This is a genomic window from Pseudaestuariivita rosea (genome assembly GCF_017592335.1).
Classification (GTDB): domain Bacteria; phylum Pseudomonadota; class Alphaproteobacteria; order Rhodobacterales; family Rhodobacteraceae; genus Parasulfitobacter; species Parasulfitobacter rosea.
This window is the reverse complement of record NZ_JACNMP010000011.1, coordinates 71,582-95,380: the sequence shown is the minus strand read 5'-3', so window position 1 is coordinate 95,380 and position 23,799 is coordinate 71,582. Positions and strand designations below refer to the sequence as shown.

Genomic DNA, 23,799 nt, shown 5'->3' with positions numbered 1-23,799 from the left:
TCTGCCCGTTCGTGTCTGAAATCGTCCACTGGACGATTTCTTTTTCGACCCTCACACTCTCGCCGAAGGCACGCATCATCGAAGATGATGCAAAACAAAAGGTGTGGCGCGCGACAGCGCGCCTCCGCCAGATAACAGCTACCCGATATTGATCACCGTCTTCATGACACCCGCCGCCTGCATCGCCATAGCGGCGATATCAATCGCCGTCAGCCCGGCATCGGCATACATCGCCACCGGACTGGCCTGATCAATGAACCGGTCCGGCAGTGTCATCGTCCGCACCGACACCCCCCGGTCAAAAGCCCCGTGATTGGCCAGATCGTGCAGCACCATCGCGCCAAAGCCACCTTTCGCGCCCTGTTCGACCGTAATCAGCGCTTTGTGATGGCGGGCCAGTTGATGGATCATCGCCGCGTCCAGCGGCTTGGCGAAACGTGCATCAGCAACGGTGCAACTGACCCCCTGCGCCTCCACCTCTTCCGCCGCGATCAGACACTCGGACAGATGCGCACCGAAAGACAACAGAGCAACATCGTCGCCCTCTTTTACGATCCGGCCACGTCCGATCGTCAGCGACACCCCACGGTCAGGCATCTCCGCCCCAATCCCTTCGCCGCGTGGATAACGAAAGGCAATCGGGCCATCATCATAATCGGCGGCCGTAGCAACCATATGCATCAGCTCGGCCTCATCCGCAGCGGCCATGACAACAAAACCGGGCAAATTGCTCAGATAGGCCACATCAAACGCGCCCGCATGTGTCGCGCCATCGGCCCCTACCAGACCAGCCCGGTCAATAGCAAAGCGCACCGGCAGGCGCTGCAAGGCCACATCATGGACGACCTGATCATATCCCCGCTGCAGGAAGGTCGAATAGATCGCGCAGAAGGGTTTCAGGCCCGAGGCCGCCATACCCGCCGCAAAAGTCACCGCGTGCTGTTCCGCAATGCCCACGTCGAAGACACGGTTCGGAAAACGCTCTTGCATGATGTTCACGCCCGTGCCCGAGGGCATCGCCGCCGTGACAGCGACAATCTTGTCGTCGCGGGTCGCCTCATCCGTCAGCGCCTGGCCAAAAACCTTCGTATAACTCGGTGCGTTGGGTTTGGACTTTTTCTGCGTGCCCGAGGCCACATCGAATTTCGCCACACCATGGTACTTGTCGGATGATGTTTCAGCCGGGGCATACCCCTTGCCCTTGACCGTGCAGCAGTGGATCAGCACCGGACCGTTGCTGCGGGCGCGGGCAGCGCGCAGCGTCGGCAGCAGTTGACTTAGATCATGCCCATCGATGGGTCCGATATAGGAAAAGCCCAGTTCTTCGAACAACGTCCCACTGCCGGGTACACCTGTGACCAGCTGCCGGGCGCGCTTGGCGCCTTCGCGGATCGGTCCGGGCAGATGTGCCTCAATCTCGTCCGTCATGTCTTTGAACAGCCCAAGCGGCGTGTTGGCGTAAAGCCCGGACAGATAGCTGGACATGGCGCCCACCGGGGGCGCGATGCTCATCTCGTTATCATTCAGGATCACAAACAGCCGCCGGCCTTCGGCACCTGCATTATTAAGCGCCTCATAAGCCATGCCGGCACTGATCGCACCGTCGCCGATAACCGCAATTGCATCCCCCGTTGGCTGTCCCAGATCACGGCCCACCGCGAACCCAAGCGCTGCACTGATTGAGGTTGAGCTATGCGCGGCACCAAACGGGTCATATTCAGACTCGGCCCGTTTGGTAAAACCGCTCAGGCCCCGTTCCTGCCGCAAGGAGCGGATGCGGTCGCGACGACCTGTCAGGATTTTATGCGGATAGCACTGGTGCCCCACATCCCAGATCAGCTTGTCAAAGGGCGTGTTGAACACCGCATGGATCGCCACCGTCAGCTCAACCACCCCAAGCGACGACCCAAGATGCCCGCCGGTTTCCGACACGGCCGATATGACCTCGGCCCTCAGGTCCCGGCACAGCAATCCCAGTTCGATATCGCTAAGCCCCTTCATGTCTTTGGGGCTGGCCACGCGGTCAAGGGTCGGTGTGTTGGTCATGGCGGTTGTCCTTTTAGAGCATGTTGCGCAAAAGTGGGTACCGGTTTTGCGCATAAAACATGCGACGTCAAAAAGTTAGAGCGAGGTGCGTGAATGCAAATGAACGCAGCACGCTCTAGAAAAAGCGTCGCAAAGGGAAAGCCCCTTGCGACGCCAGTTTCCTGTAGCCAACAGGAAGGGAACCGGGGTGTGGAGGCCCCGAGGATCAGACCTGCCGTGGCAGGCCCGAACCGGCTATCGGGGTATGTAAACCCCGACTATTCATAAACCGGCGCGCCAGTCGTCGCGAGCTCTGGCCAGTCGGCAATCATATTTGTGCCCTGCAGGGGCTGCTGATAGCCCTTGTGGCAGGTACGGCAGGCGGCCTTGGGCGCATCGGCAAAGACAGGACCAAGGCGGTGTTCAGGATAGACATCCTGCAGCGGCACCAGCCAGTCGTTGTTGATTTCCTGCACCATGATGATCCCAAGCGAGGCCGTGGCCCACTGCGGTGTATTCTGCCCGCCATCGTAAAACGCCCGGCTGTTGTGGCAGAAGACACAGTTCACACCCAGGGAGTTGCTGAAATAGTTCATCAGGCTATAGGTGCGCTCGGTATCCTGGATCGTCGGATCGCCCGGCTGCGTATCGACCCGGCTTTCCAGATCATGTACTGCAATCTGATCATAATTCAGCAGGTATCTTTCCAGGGCATCGGATGGCAGGGATGTCGACTGGCTAAGCACCGTGACCCGGTTCTGGATCGCGGCCCAGCCTTCAACGCTTTCATTCACAGGCCCCAGTTGAAACCAGATGTCCGAGGGCACATTCTGACCCCGGTGGCAGGTGTAACAGTTCACGCCCACCTGTTTGTTCGCGTTCACATGGGCGTCCCAGTTTTCATTGATCGCCTGGGTCATCTGGATCATGTTGCGGGCGACAACCTTGGTGTAAAGATTATCCTGGCCATAGTCTTCAAGCGCCAGATCGCCGTGGCAATAGGCGCAGCCCTCTTCCGGACTGACCCACTGGGTGATCGCATTCATCAGGCGGTTGAAGTTATCTTCGGTCAGGCCGCCCAGCACCTGCACGTTTTCATAGACATCGCCGGCCAACGGTTCACCACCCTCGGGCACGAAGACGGCCTCGGTATAGTAATCGACGATGGTCGGATCGGCCTGGGCCAGATCGGTTTCGAATTCCGGCACCGACATGCCCGTGCCGCGCGGCCCGGTCTGCATACTGTCGGTGGCAAAGGGCTGGCCCCATGTCACCACCAGCGCCACCGCAAAGACCACCCCGCCCAGTGTCCCAAGCAGGATCGCCGGGCGGTAGATATCGACAGGGTTCTTCTTGTTCCATTCGTCAAACCACTTGGGCAGCATGACTATTCCTCCTGTCCGATAAAGCCTTCGTAGGTGCCATAGGCCTCATACCCATAGGCGCCGTCGTACATCGGGGCAAAGTTATGTTCCTGCGCCCAGATGAACCAGTTGTCCACAACAGTCCCCGTCAGAAGGATGCCGATGCCGCCGGTGATGGGCGTCAGCACGGCAAACCACCAGGCCCACCTGTGAATGCCCTCCATCGTGGCGTTGAACCCCATGGTCCAGCGCCAGAACAGTGCGGCGCGTTCACTGGCCGTGCCGCGATCATAGATCTGTTCCAGCTCACGATCGCCGCCAAACCGGCTGACCGCCAGGATCGTGCCGCCGTGCATCGCAAACAGCAGAACCGATCCATAAAGGAACACGATCGACAGGCAATGGAACGGGTTATAGTACAGATTGCCGTAGCGGATGCTGAAGGCCGTCGTCCAATCCAGATGCGGGAAGATGCCATAAGGCACCGCCTCGCTCCAGGATCCCATCAGGACCGGGCGGAACAGACCCAGCACCAGAAACAGCCAGATCGCCGCCAGGAACGCCCAGGCGATGTGCTTGCCCATCTTGTGCTGAACGGCCAGCAGATAGGTGCGCAACCACCAGCTCATGACGGACACCAGCAGAAAGAAGCTGCTGATGATGTACCAGCCGCCATCGTTCAGCGGCGGCATGCTTAGACCATATTCCGGGCTGGGCGGTTCAAGTGCCAGCCAGAACAGCTGCCGGATAAACTCAGGGATCGACCAGCCGACCTGCGCCAGCATGTTGAAACCCACGATATTGAACCATAACAATCCGGTGGCCAGGGAAATCACGCCCATATAGCCCAGATAGATGGGCCCAAGCTGTGCGTTCCCGATCCAGCCGATCAGTTTGGAAAAACCGGGGCGCCCGATGCGTTCTTCCATCATGTTGTTTTCGTTGTCCATGCCCCATTCGGGTGCGCCCTGGACCTGAACTTGTGTGAAGATATTCTGATACTCAGGCATAGCGATTACATCCCGATTTGCGAAGGCCAGATGGGCAGCTCAAGCCACCAGTTCCACCATTCCGGCCAGCCCTTGGTCCAGACGGGGCCGGAAATGACGATACAGATCGCCGACCAGAAACCCGCGTTCAGCGCCAGCAACAGGCCAACACGGTGGATGCCCAATGTGCCGACTGAATAGCCGATGAAGTCGCGGAAAAAGGTGTCTTCGTGATCCGGTGTTTTGACCTCTTCGCCCTTTTCGGGGTTACAGGCCGACAGGATCAGACCCCCGTGCAGCGCCAGCGCCAGGGTTGTGGTGAAGAAAAACGTCACCGCCAGCATATGCGCCGGATTGTAGTGGAAGTGCAGATAGGCATAGCCGGTGTTGCTGACCCAGTCGAGGTGGCTGAAGATACCATAGGGGAACCCGTGCCCCCAGGCGCCCATCAGCAAGGGGCGGATAACGACCAGTGTCACATAGGCAAAGATGGCCACGCCAAAGGCAAAGGGCACGTGATAGCCCATACCCAGCTTGCGGCAGATCTCGACCTCACGCAGGGCCCAGCTGCAGAACGCGCCAACGGCACAGATCGTGATGATCTGCCACAGCCCGCCCTCCATCAGCGGCGCCAGTCCCAGACCGTAACTCAGATCCGGCGGCGCGATATTGATCAGCCAGGGGTTAAAGGTGCCCTGCTGCGACGCGCCCCAGAAAATCAGAACGGTCCCCAAAAGGGCGAAAAAGGCGGTCGTGACCCCGAAGAAGCCCACGTAGAACGGCCCAACCCAAAAGTCGAACAGGTCGCCCCCAATCAGCGTCCCGCCCCGGACGCGATATTTTCTTTCGAAGCTGAGCAGTGCCATCTTCTGTCTCCGCAATTGGTGGCTGATCCCCGGTCAAACCGTCAGCCGTCTTTTTCCTGGATGGTTGTCGCGGGCCAATTCCTGAAAACCCGCCCGCGACGTCTGTCTTGGACCGAAGGCGATTATTCCGGCACGCGGTCGTACTTTGCCGCCGCGATTTCAAACCAGTTGAAACCGTCGGTGCTGAGCAGAACCAGATGGATCATCGCCGCCAGCAGAAAGAGGAAGACGCCCTGTGCGACAAACACGCGGCGCGGATCAAAGATCATCCAAATCTTATAGAATTTAGCCATTCTTCAATCCTTCCTCAGAACCACGGGAACCAGATGAACGTGGCGATATGAGCCACGACCGCGATGGCCGTGAACAGCCAAAGGCCGCTCATATACACCGAGTGCAGTTCCTGGGCCTGCTCGTCGGTCAGACCTGTGAAAGACAGGTCAGAGTTATCAGCCATGAAAATTCCTCCAAAGCTGATGCCGCGTATCCCCCGCGGCCGGGCTACGACGGGGGCTCATCCCCCGCCACATTTCGCCACTTCCGGGGGAAAGTGGCGAATTCGGGCTCCGCCATGTCGGGCGGAAAAAATCATCGTCCCAACAGGACGCACCGCCGCTCAGGCGGCGAATATCATCGGCGTGATGATCCGCGCCTGGGTGATGGCGCGCGCCACCGGGCCACGGCTGGACCATTGCCGCTGTTTGATCATCGACAGCATCCAGCTGATCGCCGCCAAAGGCAGCGCCGCCAGAAAGATGATCGTGAAGTAGACATAAAACTCGGTCCGCGGTGTCTTGTGCACCTTGTGGATCGGAGTGTCTGAGGTGAAATCCGTCATGCTTTCTCTCCTCGTTTTGCTGCCAGCCCGTCGGGCTGCAGGCTTTCAACCATTTCGCGCACCACCCGCTCGGCACCCGCCGCCAGTGCGGCCTTTTCGGCCGCATCGCGCAGGTTCTTCGCTGCTGAAATGCGGGTCAGGATCGGGTGGGTCGCAACAATCTTGTCCAGGGCTGCTTGCGCATCTTCGTCCCAGGGAAAATCGCGGCGCAGCGTTGTGGGCGTCGCCTCGGCTGCATCCATGTCACTGCCCAAGGGCAGGATGTGGAACAGCGCGTCAAACAGGCCATTGCAGACCTCTTGCAACAGATACGTCGCGCCCGCGTAGCCCATGAACGGCGTCCCCGTCGCCCGCCGGATCGCGGCACCGGGGAAGCTGGCCGGAATGAACGCCGGGCTGGGCCCGTGCCCGCCCTTCTGTTCGGCCAGATACATCTTTTCGTTGATCGATCCCATCACAACCAAGGGCCGCTTTTGACCCATCAGCGCGCGGACCTCTTCATTATTCGTCTTGGCGCCTGCCACCCGCGCCACCGCAAAGGCGCACGGCAGGCCCAGATCGTTTTCCAGATAGTTCCGGACCCCGCGGGCATAGGTTTCATTCGCGACGATCGCAAAACTGGCCGTCGCAAAGAAATCCTGCGTGACCGACCGCCACAAATCCCAGACAGGTTTAATGGTCGAATGCTTTTCGCGCTCGATGAAAGGTTCTGGGTCCAGATCCAGAAGTTCGCCCAACTTGCGCAGGAATAATGTAGTGCTTTCGATGCCAATAGGCGCTTGCAGGTATGGCTTACCTAGAACTTCGCACAATCCGCGCCCGAATTCGCGATACATACAGACATTCACATCCGCATTCACCAAATTACGCATTTCGGCCACATGGGCACCAAGAGGCATGACCATATTGACCTCGGCCCCGATGCCTTCGACCAGCCGCCGGATTTCAGCCAGATCGGACGGCATATTGAACGTGCCATACATCGGCCCCAGAATATTGACGCGAGGCTTCGCGTCCTCCTCTCGCTTGGCCTCGCGCGGCATCCGACCCTTGGTCATGCCGAATTCGGTGAAAATCCATGTCATCGCGCGATCGGCCGCTTCCCACTGATCCTCGTCAATGGTGCGCGGCAAAAAACGCTGAATGTTGGTACCCTGCGGCGTGACACCCCCGCCGATCATCTCGGCAATCGACCCTGTCACCACAACCGCTGGCAGCGCCGGATCAAGCGTCTTCCACGCCCGCTTCATCGCGCCTTCGGTGCCATCGCGGCCCAGTTCCTCCTCGCCCAACCCCGTCACGACAATCGGCAATTCGTGGGGCGGCAGCGCATCGGTGTAATGCAAGACCGAGGTCACCGGCAGGTTTTCACACCCCACCGGCCCGTCAATCACAACCTGCAGGCCCTTGACGGCACAAAAGGCATAAACTGCCCCCCAATACCCGCCAGCGCGATCATGATCCTGCACTAACATGACACGCCCTTCTTCTTGGCGAAAATACTCCGGGGGTTTGGGGGCAGCGCCCCCAACCTGCGATATGCAACCCACACCGCCATCAGATCATCTCAGCGGCCTTCGCCGCCCGCGCCTGCTTATCCAGCTTTTTCTGATGCAGCGCGCGGAAGTCCGGGCGCAGATTGGGATCACCTTCCCAGACACCCGCCGTATCGCCCTGACCGACGCCTTCGAAAAACGCGGTCATCTGGTCCATCCGGTCTTTGTTCGCCACCGCCGCATTGACGACCTGCGCCAATGACCCCGCGCCTGCGGGACCCATCAAAGGCCGGGCCGAGATCAGATTGGTGAAGTAAAGCGCGGGGATACCCAGCTCTTTGGCTTTCTGCACAACGGGCGTGGTGCCGATGGCCAGGTCGGGCTTCACGCCTTCCATCGCGGCGCAATCGTCTTCCAAAGACGCGCGGAATTTGACCTTGACGCCCTTGGCCTGCAACCATTCAGCATCTGCCGCTGACCACGGCGTTTTCGGACAAGCGGTGCCCACATAGGGCACCCGCGCACCGCTTTCGATCAGCAGGCGGGCGACCAACAGTTCGCTGCCTTCATATCCGCTTAAGGTTATCGTGGCATCTATCTTCGCGCCGGACAGCGCACCTTGGATCCCCGGCAGCACCGCGTTCTGCGCGGCAGCTATTTGATCTGCAGAGACACCAAAGGCTTCGCCGATGCCTGACAACCATGCGGCGGTGCCATCACGCCCCACCGGGGCGGATCCCACTATTGGCCGGCCGGCCATTTCGAATTCGCGGATTGCCGCAGTATAGAACGGATGGATCGCCGCCACGGCGCCACAGTCCAACGCAGCATAAAGCTCTCGCCATTCGCGGCACGGCACGACCGGGCCCGCGGCCAAACCCATGGGCGCCAGCATCTGACCAATGACCATCGGATCGGCTGGAAACATCTCACCCAACAGCGTGACAGTCGGGCGATCGGACTTGCCCGAGGCAGGCGCCTGGACGGGTCCGGCCTCAATCTCGGCCCGGGCATAGTTCAGCATCGCACCGGCCAGCACATCTTTCGCCTCGGCATGGGTGGGGATACCAAAGCCCGGCACATCGATCCCCACAATCCGCACACCGTTTATCTCATCGGGCAACAACCGCAGCGGCACACCACTGGCTGTGGGCACGCACAGATTGGTGACGACCACGGCGTCGTAGCGATCAGGATCGGCCAGTTCGTGCACCGCGTCGCGGATATCTTCGAACAGCTTGCCGGTCACCAGCGTTTCCGAGTTGAACGGCACATAGCCCACCGACCGCCGCGCACCATAGAAATGACTGACGAAGGTCAGGCCATAGACACAGCAGGCCGAACCGCTCAGAACCGTCGCCACGCGGCGCATCCGCAGCCCGACGCGAAGTGAGCCGAAGGCCGGGCACATGCTTTGTGGTTTATCATGCGGACCCTGGGGATAGTCCTTGGCGTATTGATCCAAAATTTCCGACTGCCCTGCGGCGCGCGCGGCGGCCTCCATCTGATCGCCCGCGTGACAGCCCAGATCAGCAGACCCTTGCGGGTCTTTCTCGCCCTGGATCACATCGACATCCGCTGTCGTGTCATATGTGGTCTCAACGCTCATGCGGATTGCAATTCGCGTGCAGGTTGGTGAAACGGGCAGCCCCGGACTTGATCCGGGATCTCTTGGACCTGAGGTTTGAGGTCCCGGATCAAGTCCGGGACATCGCCTGACAGTGTCGCCAGCGCATCGTCCCAACGGCTAAGTTCATCCAGATCAAACATCGTCGTAGACCACTTCCAAAGATTTGACAGGTTTGGCGTTCTTGCCGCGCATATCGGCATCGGTTGCCGGTTCCAAAACCACGCCCGCGCCGGTGTCTGAGCCATCAAAAAGGTCCAGCAAACCATCCTGTGACAGGGGCGCCGGACGCACTGGTGGGGCTTCGGCAACGTTCAGGCCCAATTCGGCAAACAAGCTGCCCCAATGGCTTTCCGAGGTGCCGACAATCTGATAATTCGCGGATTTCTTGCGCAGATCATCGTCCTGCGGGATGCTGGCCAGAACGGGAATGTCCACCGCCTTGGCAAAGGCCTGTGCCTCGCCCGTGCCATCGTCTTTGTTGATCACCAAGCCTGCGACGCCGACATTGCCGCCCAGTTTGCGGAAGTACTCGACCGCGCTGCAAACGTTGTTGGCGACATAAAGGCTTTGCAGATCGTTCGATCCGACCAGGATCACCTTCTGCGCCATGTCGCGCGCGATGGGCAGGCCGAAGCCGCCACACACCACGTCGCCCAGAAAATCCAGTAGGACATAATCAAAATCCCAGTCGTGAAAGCCCAGCTTTTCCAGCAGTTCAAAACCATGGATGATCCCGCGCCCACCGCAGCCACGGCCGACTTCTGGGCCGCCAAGCTCCATCGCGAAGACACCGCCGCGTTTGAAGCAGACATCGCCGATCTTGACCTCTTCGCCCGCCAGTTTCTTCTTGGTCGAGGTCTCAATAATCGTCGGGCACGCCTTGCCGCCGAACAGCAGACTGGTTGTATCAGATTTGGGATCGCAGCCGATCAGCAGGACGCGCTTGCCCTGTTCAGCCATCATGTGCGACAGGTTCGCCAGCGTGAAACTTTTGCCGATACCGCCCTTGCCATAGATCGCGATGATCTGGGTTTTCTTGGTGGGCTCATCCACGATCAGATCGGCCAGATCCTCGCCCGCCTCATCGCGCAGGCGCTGGTCGAAGTCTTTCAGATTTGGGATATCTAACGTCATGCGTGACCTTTCCAATCCAGGATCATTTTCAGGCAGGCGGGGTCGGTAAAGGCCACCTCATAGGCCGCCGCTGCGTCTGACGCGGGGCGTTCGTGAGTGATCAGCCCCGACAGGCTAAGCGCGCCGCTTTCAACCAGGGCGCGGGTCGCGGACAGGTCGTCGTGCGTCCATTCGGCTGCAATGCGAAAGCGGGCCTCTTTCATGAAAGCGGGCGGAAAGGCGAAGCTGAGCGGCGCGTCATAGAACCCCGCCAGAACGATTTCGCCGCCTTTGCGGATATGGCCGATCAGGGTGTTCAGCAGCGCACCGTTTCCGCTGGCATCATAAATCGCGCGATAATCGCGGGTGTCGTCGTCAGCGGGATCAATGACGGGATAATCGAATTCACCTTCGCGCCGGGCTGGGTCGATTTCCCAGACCGTGGGTGCAGGCGCGCCTGCGGCGATGGTCAGGCGGGCCAGCATACGACCCAGAACACCGTGACCCACAATCAGATCAGGCATCGCCTTATCCAGACCGGCCATCGCATGGCGTGCGGTGGCGGCCAGGGCCAGCAGCGCACCTTCGGCCCTAAGACCGCGATCAATGCGGGTCACACGATCTGCTGCGGTGACCACCCGATGCGCCGCGCCGCCAAACAGGCCAAAGGCACCGTCATAGCAGTTGGCACCGGGTACAAACACATGATCGCCGGGTTTGAAATGCGTGTCAGAACCGGCCGCGATCACTTCGCCGGCGGCCTCATACCCTGGAACAAGGGGATAGCCCATGCCGGGAAATGGCGGCATCTGGCCCGACCAGAACAGTTTTTCGGTACCGGTGGATATGCCCGAATGGCTGATTTCAACAATCAGGTCGGTCGGACCGGGATCTGTCAGCGTCAGCCGATCGACCCCAAGCTTTTTCGGTCCATTCAGTATGACGGCGGAAGTTTCCATCGTCATCACCCCCTTTTGCGGTTGCCCTGGGGTCAGGAAAGACTCAGGGCGTTTCTCCACTCATGGGTGTCAGTTTAACTTGACACTTTCTTGTGTCAACTAATTTAGACAGAAATATGTCAGATCGGCTTTACAGCGGTCACAACGCGGGTCACATAGGGGCGGAAGGGCTTGGGTTTGCGGATATTCACAAAGCCCGCCTTTTCGCAAAATTCAGCAATACGATCTGATGAGCGGACCTGGCCGGTCTGCATCGCCATGCAGTACAAGGCAAAGTAGGCATCCGTGGACCGCAGCGGCGTGTCACCCCCAGACATGGGTTCGGAAATGATCAACCGCCCACCCGGTGGCAGTACGGCATAGACATCCGCCAGCAGGCTTTGAACCGTGCTGTCTTCGTGGTCATAAAGCACGCGCACAAGACTGATCGCGTCGGCCCCTTCGGGCAGATCGTTCTGCCGGAAACTGCCGGGGATCACCTCGGTCCGGCCCCAAAGCCCTGCAGGCTCAAGGTGATCGCGCGCGTGGGCGGTCACGGCGGGCAGGTCGAATAAGACCATGTTTAGAGAGGGATAGGCCCGACCGACCGCCGCCAGAAAGGCACCCGACCCGCCGCCGATATCCATCAGACGCTTGACGTTTTTCAGGGATACGAACCGCAGCGTATCTTCGGCAATCAGGGCCTGACTGTCGGCCATCAGATTGGTATAGGTCTCGGCCGTTCCTTCCGGAAGGGCATCGGGTCCCTCAAAGACATAGGGCCAGAATTCAGACAGTTCGGTTTCAACCTTGCCACGCAACAGCGCCACCGGGTCCTGCAGATCTCGATAGAAATAACTGTGGTGGCGGATCAGGGCCTCAAGCCCCGGCACACCCAAAAGCGCCGCGCCACGTTGGCTAAGGCCATAGCCCTTTTTCTTCAGCTTCAGCAGCCCGACAGACACACCCGCATGCAACAGAATCTTCATCCGCTTGGGGTCGATGTCATGCTTATCGCCCAAGGCTTCGGGGGTCATGGGCCGTGCGGCAACATCGGCCAGAATATCCAGTTCGACCAAGGCCAACAGGACCTGACTGTAAACAAAACCTGACACTATATCGAAAATCTGTTCGCCTTCGGTCCGTGTTTTGCGACGCGTTAGCGGAAATTTCGATGCCCATCGTTGAAACCTGCGGGATGCCGCAAGACGGTTTCGCAAACCACTGACCTTCACGCGTCGTGGTGCCACTTCGTTCATACTCGTTACTAACCCTAGCTGTTTTGCCGTGTTGGCGCGACCGGCGTCAAACGTTCTGCCTGCGCGCGCACCATATTTGCAAGGGCAGCTTCCCCAGGGCAAGACGGAATCGAGGCGATGGCCCCGCCAAGGATATCTTTCAATCGTTTTGTGGCCCCCTGGACACCCAATTGAGCCACAGCGTTGGGTCGGCCCAGCAATTCATCCTGTCCGGCGGGCTTGCCAAGGGTTTCTTCATCATAAAGCGCGTCGCGCAGATCGTCGGCCACCTGAAAGGCCTCGCCAATGCGGGCGCCCAGTTCTTCCCAGGGTTCGGGGTCCTGACCCGCGGCGATGGCACCCATCTGGGTGGCAGCGATGAACAACGCGCCGGTCTTGGCCTGATGGTAGGCCGACAGGTCGATCTGCGTTTCACTTTCCCAGCCCTGCCCGGCGCAGATGCCGCCCGGCATGCCGGTGCGCCGCGCCAGCGTCAGCAACAGATGCGGTGCACGGGTCGGATCAGTCAGCGCTGTTTTGGCCAGAACCTCAAAAGCCAGAATAATTAGGCTGTCGCCGGTCAGCAGCGCCAACGGTTCGCCATAGGCACGATGTACCGAAGGTTTGCCACGACGCATATCGGCATCGTCAAAGCAGGGCATATCGTCGTGCACCAGACTGGCGCAATGGATCAATTCCAGCGCAGCGGCGGCGGCATCGGTCAGCGCGGGGCGGTCATCGCCACAGGCCAGCGCGACCGACATCAGGATCGTCGGCCTGATCCGCGCACCGCCCGGCGTGACCGCGTAATTCAACGCATGGGCCAGCTTTTGCGGCGCCCTGGCCCCTTGGGCCGATGCAATGGCCGCCGTGACTGCGGCCTCAATACGCGCTGAAAGTGGCATTTCACTCTCCTTCATGAGTGAAGCGTCATATTAATTGGACACTATATGTCAACTATACTGGACACATCGCAGGAAGTGAGTCAACAATTGGTTGACCCAAGGACAGTGGAAATGAGTAACGCAGCCCAAAAAGCAGTCATCATCGGTGCGGGGATCGGTGGATTGACGACAGCCTTGCGCCTGGCGCATGCGGGGCTGGACGTCACCGTGCTGGAGCGTCACGCAACGCCGGGCGGCAAAATGCGGACGGTCCCATCGCCCGCAGGCCCTGTTGACGCGGGCCCGACCGTGATGACGATGCGGCATGTGTTTGATCAATTGTTCGATGATGTGGGTGAGACATTGTCGGATCATGTGACGCTGGTGGCTGAGGCCGTTTTGGCGCGGCACTGGTGGCAGGATGGGTCGACGCTGGATTTACATGCGGACCCCGAGGCATCGGCCAGTGCGGTCCGCGACTTTGCGGGGGCGCAGGCCGAACGTGAATTCCGCGCCTTTTCGGATCGCATGGCACGGCTGTTTCGCGGGTTTGATGCGCCTATGATGCAGGCCGCGCGTCCTGGTCTGCCTGCGCTGATCCGGCACGTTCTGACGAACCCGTCGCTGATCCCTGCCATGGCGCCGTTGTCGACGTTGGCCGCCAGTTTGCAGCGGCAGTTCAGCGACCCGCGGCTGGCGCAATTGTTCGGGCGGTATGCCACCTATGTCGGCGGCTCGCCCTATCAAAGCCCGGCCATTCTGGGGTTGATCTGGCATGCCGAGGCCAGCGGTGTCTGGCGCGTTCAGGGCGGAATGCACAAGCTGGCTGTCGCCGTTGAGACGCTGGCCAAGGCCAAAGGTGCGCAGTTTCACTATGGCTGCGATGTTGACAGGATTGAGGTTCAGGATGGCCGGGTTTGCGCGGTGCATACCCGCGATGAACGCTTTGCGGCTGACCATATCGTCTTTAACGGCGATCCCCGCGCACTTTATCAAGGGTTGCTTGGGCAATCGGCTGCGAACGCCGTTGCCCGCCAGGCGACTGAGCCGCGCAGCCTGTCGGCCTATGTCTGGACTTTTGCGGCTAAGGCACGCTTTTCCAAAGAAAACTCACCCGCTGGCCGGTCGCTGCCCTCAGAGCAGATACTTACACACCACAACGTCTTTTTCGGCGCAGACCCCGCAGCCGAATTTAACGCTTTAAAAGAAGGTCTTATGCCGGATGACCCAACCCTTTACATCTGCGCGCAAGACGACAACCGGTTCGAGATCATCATGAACGGACCACCGACCGAGACCCACACAGAGGAGTTCGAACAATGTCAGACACTGGTGTTCGGGACACTCGCCCGCTTCGGACTGACCTTCGATCTGGCGCCGCAGGTGCAACATCTGACAACACCGGCGGGGTTCAACGACCTGTTTCCAGCGTCGGCCGGTTCCCTTTACGGGCGCAGCCCGCATGGGATGATCGCAGCGTTCGCACGACCGACGGCGCGGACGAAACTGCCGGGGCTTTATCTGGCGGGGGGCGGGGCGCATCCGGGGGCGGGCATTCCGATGGCCACCCTCTCCGCCCGGCACGCGGCCGAGGCGATCATGAGCGACCGTGCTTTAACATCGACGTCCCGCCCGATGGCTATGCCTGGTGGTATATCGACGGGATCAGCGATTGCGGGGAAAAAGCCGTCTCGGTCATCGGCTTTATAGGGTCGGTCTTTTCGCCCTGGTATCGTTGGTCGGGGCGCAAGAATCCGGCCAATCACTGCTGTATCAATGTGGCGACCTATGGCAAGGGCGGGCGGTTCACGATGACGGATCGCGGCGCAAGCGCGCTGCGGGTCACGGATGATACATTGCAGGTCGGGCCAAGCTGGATGCATTGGACGGGCGACAGCTTAGTCATTGATATTGATGAGATTTCCGGGCCACCTGTGATCAGCCGCGTGCGGGGTCAAATCACCGTGACGCCCGATTATCTGACCGGGACCGAGATGCTTTTGACGCCCGAGGGCACGCATGTCTGGCGGCCTTTTGCGCCGTCGGCGCGGATCACGGTGGATCTTGAGGCGAAGGGGTGGCAGTGGACCGGGCATAGCTATTTCGACGCCAATTTCGGCACCCGCGCGCTGGAGGATGATTTCAGTTACTGGACCTGGGGCCGCTATCCGCTGCGGGACGGCGCGCTTTGTTTTTATGACGCGACGCGGCGGGACGGCAGTGAACTGGCCGTTGGGTTGAAGTTCGATAAATCCGGAAATATCAAGACTTTGAACCCACCTGACAAGACCACGTTCAAACGGTCGCTGTGGCAGGTGCGGCGGGAAACGCGGGCCGATCCGGGATATCAGCCGCGGCAGGTCAAACCCATGCTGGACGCGCCGTTTTATACGCGCGCAGCGGTGCGAACGCGCTTTGAGGGCGAGGAAACCGTCGGCGTGCACGAGGCGCTGGACCTGAACCGCTTTCGCAGCCCATGGCTGAAGCCAATGCTGGCAGTGCGGGTGCCAAGGCGGGCGAACTGGCGGTTTTAACGTCGTAGGCGATTTGGGTAGAAAGATCAGTGGGCTAAGAGGTCCCGGATCAAGTCCGGGACTGCGGGGGGCGATTAACGCGCAACAGGGGGCGTTCCATCGGGTTGCTGGCCGGTTATGAAGCGTTTGTAGGACACAGCGCGGTTGATATAAGATGCTTCGCGCCCGCGGCGAACGTTCTGTTTGACAACTGTCAGACTGTAATAGCCCCATTCATTCCCGCGAAGGCGTGTGAAGAAATGGGCCGAGACCAGATTTTCACGTTCAAACATCGTCGCGACCAGAAACCGGATATTGCTTTGGTTCACGATAGACACTGTCAGTTGATGGTCTGACGGCGCGGTGGCCTGAAGCGAATAGAGGTTGGGCCCAGTGGATCGCGTATCCCTTTGTACCATAAATAGTGGTTGACCGCTGAGGACCTCACGCGCCGAAAAATCGGATCTTGGTTGGCGCGATCCGAGGCTTTGCACAGCATGGGATTGTGAAATCAGGGTGCGCCACGCCCCATCGGTCACAGACCAGTATTTTAGCCCTTCAAGATCGGACACCTGGCCCACACGCGCGGCCAGATCGTTGAGGGTTCCGGTGTGTGTAAAGCGGCTGGACAGCGCCACGACAAGATAGGCACGGCCGTTCAGGATTTCAGGACAGGCGCCACCCAAACTAAGACTGATATCGGTCCAAGAATCGATCCGCGGCGTTGACCCCGGATCAGCATAGGCCGGTTCAACGGCGCCCGCCATACAGGGTGGAACCGGGGCGGAGTCCGCGAACAGAATCGATCCAGCCCCTGTGAAAACCGCAAAAAGACCAACACACATATATCGTAGATATTGCGCCACCGCCGATGCCGTCCCACCCGTTTGATCCGCTATTTGGATAGCACGAAAATTGCGGTCATCACAGTGCTATGGCAAGGCCTGCTCTGTTTCATGCCGACTGATCTTTTTGCGCGAGGCGCGGCGGGTCAGGGCAGTGCGGCGGATGAAGGCGGCGATGAAAAGCACGGTTAGGATCAGCACAATTGTCGGTGCCGGGGCGCTGTCGAGGAAGAAACTGGCGTAGACGCCCGACAGCATCGCGAACAGGCAGATCAGGACGGACACCCACAGCATGGTTTTGAACTGACGCACCAGAAGAAACGCGATGGCCCCCGGTGCGATGATCAGGGCGATGGCCAGGATCAGGCCCGTGGCCGCAAGGGTAGCGACGATGGTCAGGGACAGGGCTGCCAGCAGGCCGTAGTGCAGCAACCCGACCGGCAGGCCCGAGGACTGAGCCTGGGCCGGGTCGAAGCTGTGCAGCAGAAGGTCCCTCCATTTCAGGACGATGGCTAGCGACACAAGGGCGGCGATGGCGGCGGCCTGGATCAGTTCGTGCCATTCGACGCCGAGCATATTGCCGAACAGGATGTGATCCAGATGGGCGTTCGTGTCGATCCAGACATAAAGGACGATGCCCAGCCCGAACATGCCGGAAAAGACAACGCCCATGACGGTATCCTGTTTCACGCGGCTGTTGGCGGACAGATATCCCGTGGCCAGCGCGCAGGTCATACCGGCGGCAAAGGCCCCCAGGATCAGGGGAATGCCGATGATATAGGCGACGATCACACCCGGCAGAATGGCGTGGCTGACGGCGTCGCCCATCAGCGCCCAGCCTTTCAGCACCAGAAAACAGGACAGAAGCGCCGTTGGGATGGCGACGATGGCCGCGATCAGAAAGGCGTTCTGCATAAAGGCGAACTGGAAGGGCGTCAGCAGGGTGTCGATCATTTTGCGCCCCCCGTTTGCAGGGCCGCGCGTGCTTTGCGTTTGGCGGCCAGCAGCCCGTGTTTTGGGGCGAACAGGAAGACAATCAGGAACAGCAGCGTTTGCAGGGTGACAATGATGCCACCCGTCGCACCGTCCAGGAAATAGCTGATGTAGGCGCCCAGAAAGCTGGTGGTGGCCCCGATGGCGACAGATGTCAGGATCAGGCGTGGAAAGCGGTCGCACAGCAGATAGGCGGTGGCGCCGGGCGTGACGACCATGGCGATGACCAGAAAGGCGCCCACGGTTTGCATAGCGGCAACGACGCAGGCCGACAGTAGCACAAAGAAGATGGCTTTCAACAGGCCGGGGCGCAAGCCGATGGACCGCGCGTGATCTTCGTCGAAAAAGGTGACCATCAGGTCTTTCCACTTGGCCAGCAGAACGGCCAGCGACACGCCCGCAATCAGGATCAGTTGCAGGGTGTCCGACGGCGTGATGGCCAGGATGTTGCCCATGGTGATGGTTTGCAGAGAGATTGAGACGGGGTTGAGCGAGGCGATGAACAGCCCCAGACCGAAGAAGGACGTGAAGATCAGGCCGATGATCACGTCGATTTTCAGGCCCGATCGTTCGGACAGAAACAGCATCGACCCCGCGGCCAGCCCGCCTGCAAGGAACGCGCCAAGGGCGAAGGGCAGACCCAGAATATAAGCGCCCGCAACCCCCGGCACGACGGAATGGGCCAGCGCGTCGCCGATCAGGGACCAGCCCTTCAGCGTCAGGTAGGCCGACAGGAATGCGCAGACGCCGCCCACCAGCGCTGACACCCACATGGCGTTGGTCATGTAGCTGTAGGTGAAGGGCTCTAACAGGGTCGTCACGGATCGCCCTCGGACGTTTTGGTGCGTTCGCCGTATTGGACAAAGGGACGTTCGTCGTCGGTCAGGATGGTGAGTTTGCGGCTGTCTTCATCGTCATGCAGATCATCACCGCCCAAGGTGAAGTGGCGCAGCAAACCGCCGAAGGTTTTTTCCAGATTGGCACGGGTATAGGTGGTTTCGGTCGGGCCATAGCCCAGCACCGTGCCCTTGATCAGGATCGTCCGGTCGCAGAATTCGGGAACAGAGCCAAGATTGTGGGTTGAGACCAGCATGACGCGGCCCTCTTCCCGAAGTTCACGCAAAAGCGCGATGATCTGCGTTTCAGTCGTGACGTCGACGCCGGTAAAGGGTTCATCCAGTAGGATAATTTTGCCGTCCTGGGCCAGGGCGCGGGCCAGAAAGACCCGTTTGCGCTGACCGCCGGACAGCTCACCAATCTGGCGATGGCGGTAGTCCTGCATGCTGACGCGGGCGAGCGCCTGATCGACGGCGTCGTGATCAGCCTGCGACGGGCGGCGCAGAAAGCCCATGTGACCATAGCGGCCCATCATGACGACATCTTCGACCAAAACGGGGAAGGCCCAGTCGACGTCTTCGGACTGGGGGACATAGGCCACCAGATTTTCGCGCAGGGCCTGTTTGACGGTTTTATCGAACAGGCGAATGTCGCCCTTGGCCGCGGGCAAAAAGCCCATGATCGCCTTGAACAGCGTGGATTTACCAGCGCCGTTGACACCGACCAAGGCCGTGACAGTGCCGCGCGGGATGTCAAAGCTGGCGTCCCACAGGGCGGTGTGACCGTTGCGATAGGTCACTGTGACGTCGTTCACCAGGATCCCCTGACCCTGGTCTTCAGTGCTGGCGCGGGCTGCGTCGACACGGTGGCTGTCCAGCATATGGTGTCCTAGCGTCTGGTTTGGGTGCGCCGCCCCGCGCGGGTGGGATGGCGCAACGTGATATGTTGGTTAATTCGTCCCGGTGACAAGACCGCTGACAATCGTTTGTGATGTGACGGTCAACAGATCCAGATAGGTCGGAACGGGGCCGTCGGGTTCGCTGAGCGAATCCACATAAAGCACACCGCCATAGCGCGCGCCGGTTTCACGGGCGACCTGTTCAGCGGGGGCGGTGTTGACGGTGCTTTCGCAGAACACGACGGGGATGTTATTGGCCCGCACACCGTCGATCACCGCACGCACCTGTTGAGGCGTGCCGACCTGATCGGCGTTCATGGGCCAAAGGTACAGTTCCTGCATCCCGAAATCGCGGGCCAGATAGCTGAACGCGCCTTCGCAGGTCACCAGCCAGCGTTGGCTTTCGGGAATTTCAGCGATCTGCGCGCGCAGGGGTTCGATGGTGTTACGTAAGACGTACTTATAGTCAGCGGCGTTCCGCATATAGGTTGCAGCGTTTTCAGGATCGTGTTCTGCAAAAGCCAGGGAAATATTATCGATGTAGATCAAGGCGTTATCCAGACCCATCCAGGCGTGGGGGTTTGGCATGCCCTGATAAGACCCGGACCCGATCGAAATGGGCGTGATGCCTTCGCTGACCGTGACCGAGGGGACATCGCCCAGATTGGCCAGAAACTGTTCGAACCACAGTTCCAGGTTCATGCCGTTCCACAGGATCAGGTCCGCATCGCTGGCGTTGACCAGATCGCGGGGGGTGGGTTGATAACCGTGAATTTCAGCGCCGGGTTTCGTGACCGACACGACGTCGGCCGCGTCACCCGCGACGTTCTGGGCGATATCAGCCAGAACGGTGAAGGTCGTGACGACCTTCATCTTTTCCTCGGCCTTGGCCGAAACTGCAAACGTACATAACGCGAGTACAACAAACGAACTGACAAGCCTGTGCATGTGTCTCTCCGTACTGGTTGTTGTTCTGCCGACTGTAAATGCGAATTATTCGCAAGAGTCAATTAGATTGAGAATGATTTGCATTTAGGATTTGTGTTCTGGTTAGCAAGGGTTTGCACTACTGTGATTAAGCAGCGGACTTTTGTTTTGCAGATCAGAGGGCAGCGCCGACCCGAGGGTGGCGCAAACGCGCCGCCCTGGGGGGCGGGTCGGCGCGGCCCGGTGGTGCCCACCGGGCAAGATTCGTAGGTATTGTGTTGTGGCTTTTGGGAACGATGCTCTGGACATCACCAAATACGAAAAAACGAAGGGCATCTTGGCCGCCCTTCGTTTTTTGCTTATTTGTCGCTGGCCAAAGAGGACTTTGGCGCATCGTCATCCTGCAGTTTTTGTTCGGTTCGCCATTTGCTGAGCAAGGCAAACCCGATGACAACGCCCAATGTTCCAACGGCCAGAAGGATAATCAATCCACTGCTTTCCATGTCAGTCATCCTTTCCGTTGGTCACAGGTCAAGAACGCGTGGCCCGGCGGAATGTTCCGCCTATTCTGTTTTGGCGTCTTTGGTCAGCAGGTCTTCTTCGGCCTGTTCCTGACGCTCTTCTTCGATGATCCGGTCCAGTGACGCGTCCTGATTTGCGACAACATCATCGGCTTCGACAGGCGCTTCCGGGGCGACGGTCTGCTGTTGCGGGGCAGGTCGGGTGTCGCTTGTGACAAGGCGATAGGTGGGTTCGGGCAGTTGGATACCGGCCGCATCAAAAGCCGCTATCACCATGCGAATGGCTTCGCCCCTGGCGGCCACGAAACTGCTTTCATGCTGATTGATCCAGGCAGTGGCGCGCAGGGTGATCGTGCTGTCGCCGATGTTCTCGATCCAGACGTTCGCCGCCGGTTCGGACAAGACATAGGAAAGATCGTTTAATGTATCGAACGCCAGCGCCTTGGCTTTGGCCAGATCGGTGTCCGGTGCGACGCCAAGGTCGAACAGAAAGCGGCGTTCGGGGTTGCGGGTGTAGTTCACGATGCGGCTTTTGAAGACGGTCGCGTTGGGAATGCGGATGTGGTTGCCATCGAATGACAGCAGGATCGTCGCGCGGCTGGTCAGGCGGATGACCTTGCCGATGTCGCCCTCGATCTCGATCACGTCGTTGGGGCGAAACGGCTGGCGGATCGATAGCATGATCGACGCAATAAAGTTTTCCACGGTGTCCCGCACAGCAAAACCGATGGCCAAACCGATGATACCCGCGGCACCAAGGATCGTGCCCAGCAAAGCGGTCGCGCCCAGGATATCCAGCGCGATGACAATGGCGGCGATCAGAAAAGCCAGGCGGACGACCTGACGGTAGATATCGGCGATAAAGGCATTGGGCGCCAGACGATCCCAGGGTTGACGCAGCCGCGCAATGAAGATGCCCAGAAACACGATCAGCAGAAATGCCCCCAACGCAACCAGGGCCAGGGGCAAAAACAGTAGGAATTGATCTAACCTGTCTTTGAAGCGATCAATCGTGGGGTCCAACCGTTCAACCAGATCAGAGGTCGTTACAACTTGATTGCGGATCGCAACGACGCCTTCGACCCGGCTGACAAGGGCGCCAAGCTGTTCAATATCCGTTAGTTGCGCTGTTTGGCCGCGCAGCGTGACGATGCCCGCATTTACGGTAACCGTAACATCTTCGTACCCGCCAATTTCGGCCAGGATATCACGGATGCGTACAGCAATGGCTGCGTCGGTGACGTTATCATCTTCGATCGCGATGGGGCCGGACGGCTGACCATTCGTATCCTGTGCCCAAAGCGGGCCGGTCAGGAAAATGGTCAGGGTCAGGAAAAATGCGGCCAGAAATCTCATCTTATCTATCTTCTGCGTTGGAAACTCTGCGCCACCATAGGGGCAGCGCAGACGCAGGGAAAGTCAGATTGTCTGGTCGTAGTCGCCCACGGAAGGTTCCGTCCGGATCACCGCATCAATATCCTTGAAAATCGCCCGCATTTCAGCGTCACTTTCGGGGCTTTCGCAGACGACGACAAGGTTGGGAGTATTGGATGATGCCCGGACCAGACCCCAACCGCCATTATCCAGGATCACGCGCGCGCCGTTGACCGTCACAACATCCTTGATCGCGCGGCCCGCGACGGTTTCGCCGGCCTTATGCTTGGCGACCAGTTTGTCGACCAGCCGGGCCAGCACGTCGTATTTTTCCGTATCGGCGCAGTGGGGCGACATGGTGGGGGTCGAATAGGTCTTTGGCAGCGCCTTGCGCAGGTCTGACATTTTCATATCAGGGTTGCGGTCCATCAGCTTGCAGATCTCAACGGCCACGCGCATCCCGCAGTCATATCCGCGTCCGATGGGTTCGGCCAGAAAGTAGTGACCGGATTTCTCAAATCCCGCCAGCGCGCCGATTTCCTTGACGCGGCGCTTCATGTGGCTGTGGCCGGTTTTCCAGTAGTCGGCCTTGATATCATGCTTTTGCAGCTCAGGATCGCTGGCGAAAAGGCCGGTTGATTTCACATCGGCGACAAAGGTTGAGCCGGGGTAAAGTTTGGCCAGATCGCGCGCCATGATGACGCCGACCTTATCGGCGAAGATCTCTTCGCCCTCATCATCGACGACACCGCAACGGTCGCCATCGCCGTCAAACCCAAGTGCGAAATCCGCGCCCGAGGCTTTGACGCTGGCGGCCATGTCGTGCAGCATCTCCATCGCTTCGGGGTTCGGGTTGTAGTTGGGGAAGGTGTAGTCGAGTTCGTTGTGCGATGGGATCACCTCGACCCCGATCCGTTCGAAAAGTTCAGGCGCAAAGGCGCTGGCCGTGCCGTTGCCGGTGGCGCAGACGACCTTCAGCGGGCGGGACATTTTGAAATCGCCCACAAGGTCGTCCAAATAAGCCTTTTGTACGCCATCGACGAATTCGTATTTGCCGCCGTCGCGCGTCTGCCCCTGACCTTGCAGAACGATATCGCGCAATTCACCCATTTCATCGGGGCCGTGGGTCAGCGGGCGGTCAAAGCCCATCTTCACGCCGGTCCATCCGTTCGGATTGTGGCTGGCGGTGACCATCGCAACGGCGGGAACATCCAGGTGGAACTGGCTGAAATAGGCCATGGGGCTAAGTGCGGGGCCGATATCTTTGACGTGAATACCCGCCTGCATCAGCCCGACGATCAGCGCGTTTTTGATCGACAGGGAATAGTCGCGGTAGTCGTTTCCCACTGCGATCACGGGCGGAATGCCGCGTTTGTGCATCTGCGTGCCCAGACCCAGCCCAAGGGCGGTGATGCCGGGCAGGTTGATTTCATCGGGGTATTTCCACCGGGCGTCATATTCGCGAAAGCCGGTGGGGGCGATCATGGGGTCACGCAGAAAGGCCCAGGTG

At 59.5% G+C, this 23,799-nt stretch carries 24 protein-coding genes; 2 read left to right on the top strand and 22 right to left on the bottom strand.

Annotated elements, in window-relative coordinates; translation table 11 throughout:
• Positions 1–138 precede the first annotated feature (138 nt).
• The 14 genes from dxs to H7848_RS09665 form a co-directional block, all read right to left on the bottom strand.
• Positions 139–2,046, bottom strand: coding sequence for a 1-deoxy-D-xylulose-5-phosphate synthase (dxs, locus tag H7848_RS09730; protein WP_208350650.1), 1,908 nt, complete (start codon positions 2,044–2,046; stop codon positions 139–141).
• A 257-nt stretch (positions 2,047–2,303) separates the two neighbouring features.
• Positions 2,304–3,410 carry a photosynthetic reaction center cytochrome PufC gene (pufC, locus tag H7848_RS09725; RefSeq protein ID WP_208350649.1) on the bottom strand — a complete coding sequence of 369 codons (1,107 nt, stop codon included), beginning with the start codon at positions 3,408–3,410 and terminating at the stop codon, positions 2,304–2,306.
• Positions 3,411–3,412: 2 nt separating this feature from the next.
• Positions 3,413–4,399: a photosynthetic reaction center subunit M gene (gene pufM / locus H7848_RS09720; protein WP_208350646.1), complete on the bottom strand. Its 987-nt coding sequence runs from the start codon at positions 4,397–4,399 to the stop codon at positions 3,413–3,415.
• Between the two features lie 5 nt (positions 4,400–4,404).
• On the bottom strand, positions 4,405–5,244 hold the full coding sequence (gene pufL, locus H7848_RS09715) for a photosynthetic reaction center subunit L (RefSeq protein WP_208350644.1): 840 nt from the start codon (positions 5,242–5,244) through the stop codon (positions 4,405–4,407).
• Between the two features lie 122 nt (positions 5,245–5,366).
• Positions 5,367–5,537 (bottom strand): light-harvesting antenna LH1, alpha subunit, encoded by a 171-nt coding sequence (gene pufA / locus H7848_RS09710; RefSeq protein WP_208350642.1) that lies wholly within the window; start codon positions 5,535–5,537, stop codon positions 5,367–5,369.
• A 14-nt stretch (positions 5,538–5,551) separates the two neighbouring features.
• Positions 5,552–5,701 carry a light-harvesting antenna LH1, beta subunit gene (gene pufB, locus H7848_RS09705; protein ID WP_208350641.1) on the bottom strand — a complete coding sequence of 50 codons (150 nt, stop codon included), beginning with the start codon at positions 5,699–5,701 and terminating at the stop codon, positions 5,552–5,554.
• Between the two features lie 159 nt (positions 5,702–5,860).
• Positions 5,861–6,082, bottom strand: coding sequence for a cytochrome PufQ (gene pufQ, locus H7848_RS09700; RefSeq protein WP_208350639.1), 222 nt, complete (start codon positions 6,080–6,082; stop codon positions 5,861–5,863).
• Positions 6,079–7,557, bottom strand: a complete 1,479-nt coding sequence (gene bchZ, locus H7848_RS09695; RefSeq protein WP_208350638.1) for a chlorophyllide a reductase subunit Z — start codon at positions 7,555–7,557, stop codon at positions 6,079–6,081. Before bchZ ends, pufQ begins: the two co-directional genes overlap by 4 nt.
• Before the next feature lie 82 nt (positions 7,558–7,639).
• Positions 7,640–9,187, bottom strand: a complete 1,548-nt coding sequence (gene bchY / locus H7848_RS09690) for a chlorophyllide a reductase subunit Y (RefSeq protein WP_208350634.1) — start codon at positions 9,185–9,187, stop codon at positions 7,640–7,642.
• On the bottom strand, positions 9,184–9,348 hold the full coding sequence (locus H7848_RS09685) for a hypothetical protein (protein WP_208350632.1): 165 nt from the start codon (positions 9,346–9,348) through the stop codon (positions 9,184–9,186). The genes bchY and H7848_RS09685 overlap by 4 nt, the downstream gene beginning before the upstream one ends.
• Positions 9,341–10,342 carry a chlorophyllide a reductase iron protein subunit X gene (locus tag H7848_RS09680; RefSeq protein WP_208350630.1) on the bottom strand — a complete coding sequence of 334 codons (1,002 nt, stop codon included), beginning with the start codon at positions 10,340–10,342 and terminating at the stop codon, positions 9,341–9,343. The genes H7848_RS09685 and H7848_RS09680 overlap by 8 nt, the downstream gene beginning before the upstream one ends.
• Positions 10,339–11,280, bottom strand: coding sequence for a chlorophyll synthesis pathway protein BchC (gene bchC / locus H7848_RS09675; RefSeq protein WP_208350629.1), 942 nt, complete (start codon positions 11,278–11,280; stop codon positions 10,339–10,341). Before bchC ends, H7848_RS09680 begins: the two co-directional genes overlap by 4 nt.
• A gap of 119 nt (positions 11,281–11,399) precedes the next feature.
• On the bottom strand, positions 11,400–12,518 hold the full coding sequence (locus H7848_RS09670) for a methyltransferase (RefSeq protein ID WP_208350627.1): 1,119 nt from the start codon (positions 12,516–12,518) through the stop codon (positions 11,400–11,402).
• 14 nt (positions 12,519–12,532) lie between these two features.
• Complete coding sequence (locus H7848_RS09665; protein WP_208350626.1) at positions 12,533–13,402, bottom strand: polyprenyl synthetase family protein; 870 nt, start codon at positions 13,400–13,402, stop codon at positions 12,533–12,535.
• Positions 13,403–13,513: 111 nt separating this feature from the next.
• Here H7848_RS09665 and crtD point away from each other — a divergent pair, with 111 nt between their 5' ends.
• On the top strand, positions 13,514–15,091 hold the full coding sequence (gene crtD / locus H7848_RS09660) for a 1-hydroxycarotenoid 3,4-desaturase CrtD (RefSeq protein WP_208350625.1): 1,578 nt from the start codon (positions 13,514–13,516) through the stop codon (positions 15,089–15,091).
• Complete coding sequence (crtC, locus tag H7848_RS09655; protein WP_208350682.1) at positions 15,046–15,915, top strand: carotenoid 1,2-hydratase; 870 nt, start codon at positions 15,046–15,048, stop codon at positions 15,913–15,915. The genes crtD and crtC overlap by 46 nt, the downstream gene beginning before the upstream one ends.
• Before the next feature lie 74 nt (positions 15,916–15,989).
• Here the strand turns inward: crtC and H7848_RS09650 are convergent, their stop codons facing one another.
• The 8 genes from H7848_RS09650 to H7848_RS09615 form a co-directional block, all read right to left on the bottom strand.
• Positions 15,990–16,661: a DUF6675 family protein gene (locus H7848_RS09650; protein WP_208350624.1), complete on the bottom strand. Its 672-nt coding sequence runs from the start codon at positions 16,659–16,661 to the stop codon at positions 15,990–15,992.
• A gap of 165 nt (positions 16,662–16,826) precedes the next feature.
• On the bottom strand, positions 16,827–17,693 hold the full coding sequence (locus H7848_RS09645; RefSeq protein WP_208350623.1) for a metal ABC transporter permease: 867 nt from the start codon (positions 17,691–17,693) through the stop codon (positions 16,827–16,829).
• Complete coding sequence (locus H7848_RS09640) at positions 17,690–18,553, bottom strand: metal ABC transporter permease (protein ID WP_208350621.1); 864 nt, start codon at positions 18,551–18,553, stop codon at positions 17,690–17,692. Before H7848_RS09640 ends, H7848_RS09645 begins: the two co-directional genes overlap by 4 nt.
• Positions 18,550–19,449, bottom strand: coding sequence for a manganese/iron ABC transporter ATP-binding protein (locus H7848_RS09635; protein ID WP_208350619.1), 900 nt, complete (start codon positions 19,447–19,449; stop codon positions 18,550–18,552). Before H7848_RS09635 ends, H7848_RS09640 begins: the two co-directional genes overlap by 4 nt.
• Positions 19,450–19,518: 69 nt before the next feature.
• Positions 19,519–20,415, bottom strand: coding sequence for a metal ABC transporter substrate-binding protein (locus tag H7848_RS09630; RefSeq protein WP_208350617.1), 897 nt, complete (start codon positions 20,413–20,415; stop codon positions 19,519–19,521).
• A gap of 338 nt (positions 20,416–20,753) precedes the next feature.
• Positions 20,754–20,897: a hypothetical protein gene (locus H7848_RS09625; RefSeq protein WP_208350615.1), complete on the bottom strand. Its 144-nt coding sequence runs from the start codon at positions 20,895–20,897 to the stop codon at positions 20,754–20,756.
• Between the two features lie 60 nt (positions 20,898–20,957).
• Positions 20,958–22,271: a mechanosensitive ion channel family protein gene (locus H7848_RS09620; RefSeq protein ID WP_208350613.1), complete on the bottom strand. Its 1,314-nt coding sequence runs from the start codon at positions 22,269–22,271 to the stop codon at positions 20,958–20,960.
• 63 nt (positions 22,272–22,334) lie between these two features.
• Entirely contained in the window at positions 22,335–23,774 is a 1,440-nt protein-coding gene (locus H7848_RS09615; protein ID WP_208350680.1) for a phosphomannomutase/phosphoglucomutase, read from the bottom strand.
• Between the last annotated feature and the right edge of the window lie 25 nt (positions 23,775–23,799).

Bases quoted from the DNA above. Each gene is read 5' to 3' on its own strand.
- dxs (WP_208350650.1), bottom strand. From the start codon at position 2,046: ATGACCAACACACCGACCCTTGACCGCGTGGCCAGCCCCAAAGACATG.
- pufC (WP_208350649.1), bottom strand. From the start codon at position 3,410: ATGCTGCCCAAGTGGTTTGACGAATGGAACAAGAAGAACCCTGTCGAT.
- pufM (WP_208350646.1), bottom strand. From the start codon at position 4,399: ATGCCTGAGTATCAGAATATCTTCACACAAGTTCAGGTCCAGGGCGCA.
- pufL (WP_208350644.1), bottom strand. From the start codon at position 5,244: ATGGCACTGCTCAGCTTCGAAAGAAAATATCGCGTCCGGGGCGGGACG.
- pufA (WP_208350642.1), bottom strand. From the start codon at position 5,537: ATGGCTAAATTCTATAAGATTTGGATGATCTTTGATCCGCGCCGCGTG.
- pufB (WP_208350641.1), bottom strand. From the start codon at position 5,701: ATGGCTGATAACTCTGACCTGTCTTTCACAGGTCTGACCGACGAGCAG.
- pufQ (WP_208350639.1), bottom strand. From the start codon at position 6,082: ATGACGGATTTCACCTCAGACACTCCGATCCACAAGGTGCACAAGACA.
- bchZ (WP_208350638.1), bottom strand. From the start codon at position 7,557: ATGTTAGTGCAGGATCATGATCGCGCTGGCGGGTATTGGGGGGCAGTT.
- bchY (WP_208350634.1), bottom strand. From the start codon at position 9,187: ATGAGCGTTGAGACCACATATGACACGACAGCGGATGTCGATGTGATC.
- H7848_RS09685 (WP_208350632.1), bottom strand. From the start codon at position 9,348: ATGTTTGATCTGGATGAACTTAGCCGTTGGGACGATGCGCTGGCGACA.
- H7848_RS09680 (WP_208350630.1), bottom strand. From the start codon at position 10,342: ATGACGTTAGATATCCCAAATCTGAAAGACTTCGACCAGCGCCTGCGC.
- bchC (WP_208350629.1), bottom strand. From the start codon at position 11,280: ATGGAAACTTCCGCCGTCATACTGAATGGACCGAAAAAGCTTGGGGTC.
- H7848_RS09670 (WP_208350627.1), bottom strand. From the start codon at position 12,518: ATGAACGAAGTGGCACCACGACGCGTGAAGGTCAGTGGTTTGCGAAAC.
- H7848_RS09665 (WP_208350626.1), bottom strand. From the start codon at position 13,402: ATGCCACTTTCAGCGCGTATTGAGGCCGCAGTCACGGCGGCCATTGCA.
- crtD (WP_208350625.1), top strand. From the start codon at position 13,514: ATGAGTAACGCAGCCCAAAAAGCAGTCATCATCGGTGCGGGGATCGGT.
- H7848_RS09650 (WP_208350624.1), bottom strand. From the start codon at position 16,661: ATGGCGGGCGCCGTTGAACCGGCCTATGCTGATCCGGGGTCAACGCCG.
- H7848_RS09645 (WP_208350623.1), bottom strand. From the start codon at position 17,693: ATGATCGACACCCTGCTGACGCCCTTCCAGTTCGCCTTTATGCAGAAC.
- H7848_RS09635 (WP_208350619.1), bottom strand. From the start codon at position 19,449: ATGCTGGACAGCCACCGTGTCGACGCAGCCCGCGCCAGCACTGAAGAC.
- H7848_RS09630 (WP_208350617.1), bottom strand. From the start codon at position 20,415: ATGCACAGGCTTGTCAGTTCGTTTGTTGTACTCGCGTTATGTACGTTT.
- H7848_RS09625 (WP_208350615.1), bottom strand. From the start codon at position 20,897: ATGGAAAGCAGTGGATTGATTATCCTTCTGGCCGTTGGAACATTGGGC.
- H7848_RS09620 (WP_208350613.1), bottom strand. From the start codon at position 22,271: ATGAGATTTCTGGCCGCATTTTTCCTGACCCTGACCATTTTCCTGACC.
- H7848_RS09615 (WP_208350680.1), bottom strand. From the start codon at position 23,774: ATGATCGCCCCCACCGGCTTTCGCGAATATGACGCCCGGTGGAAATAC.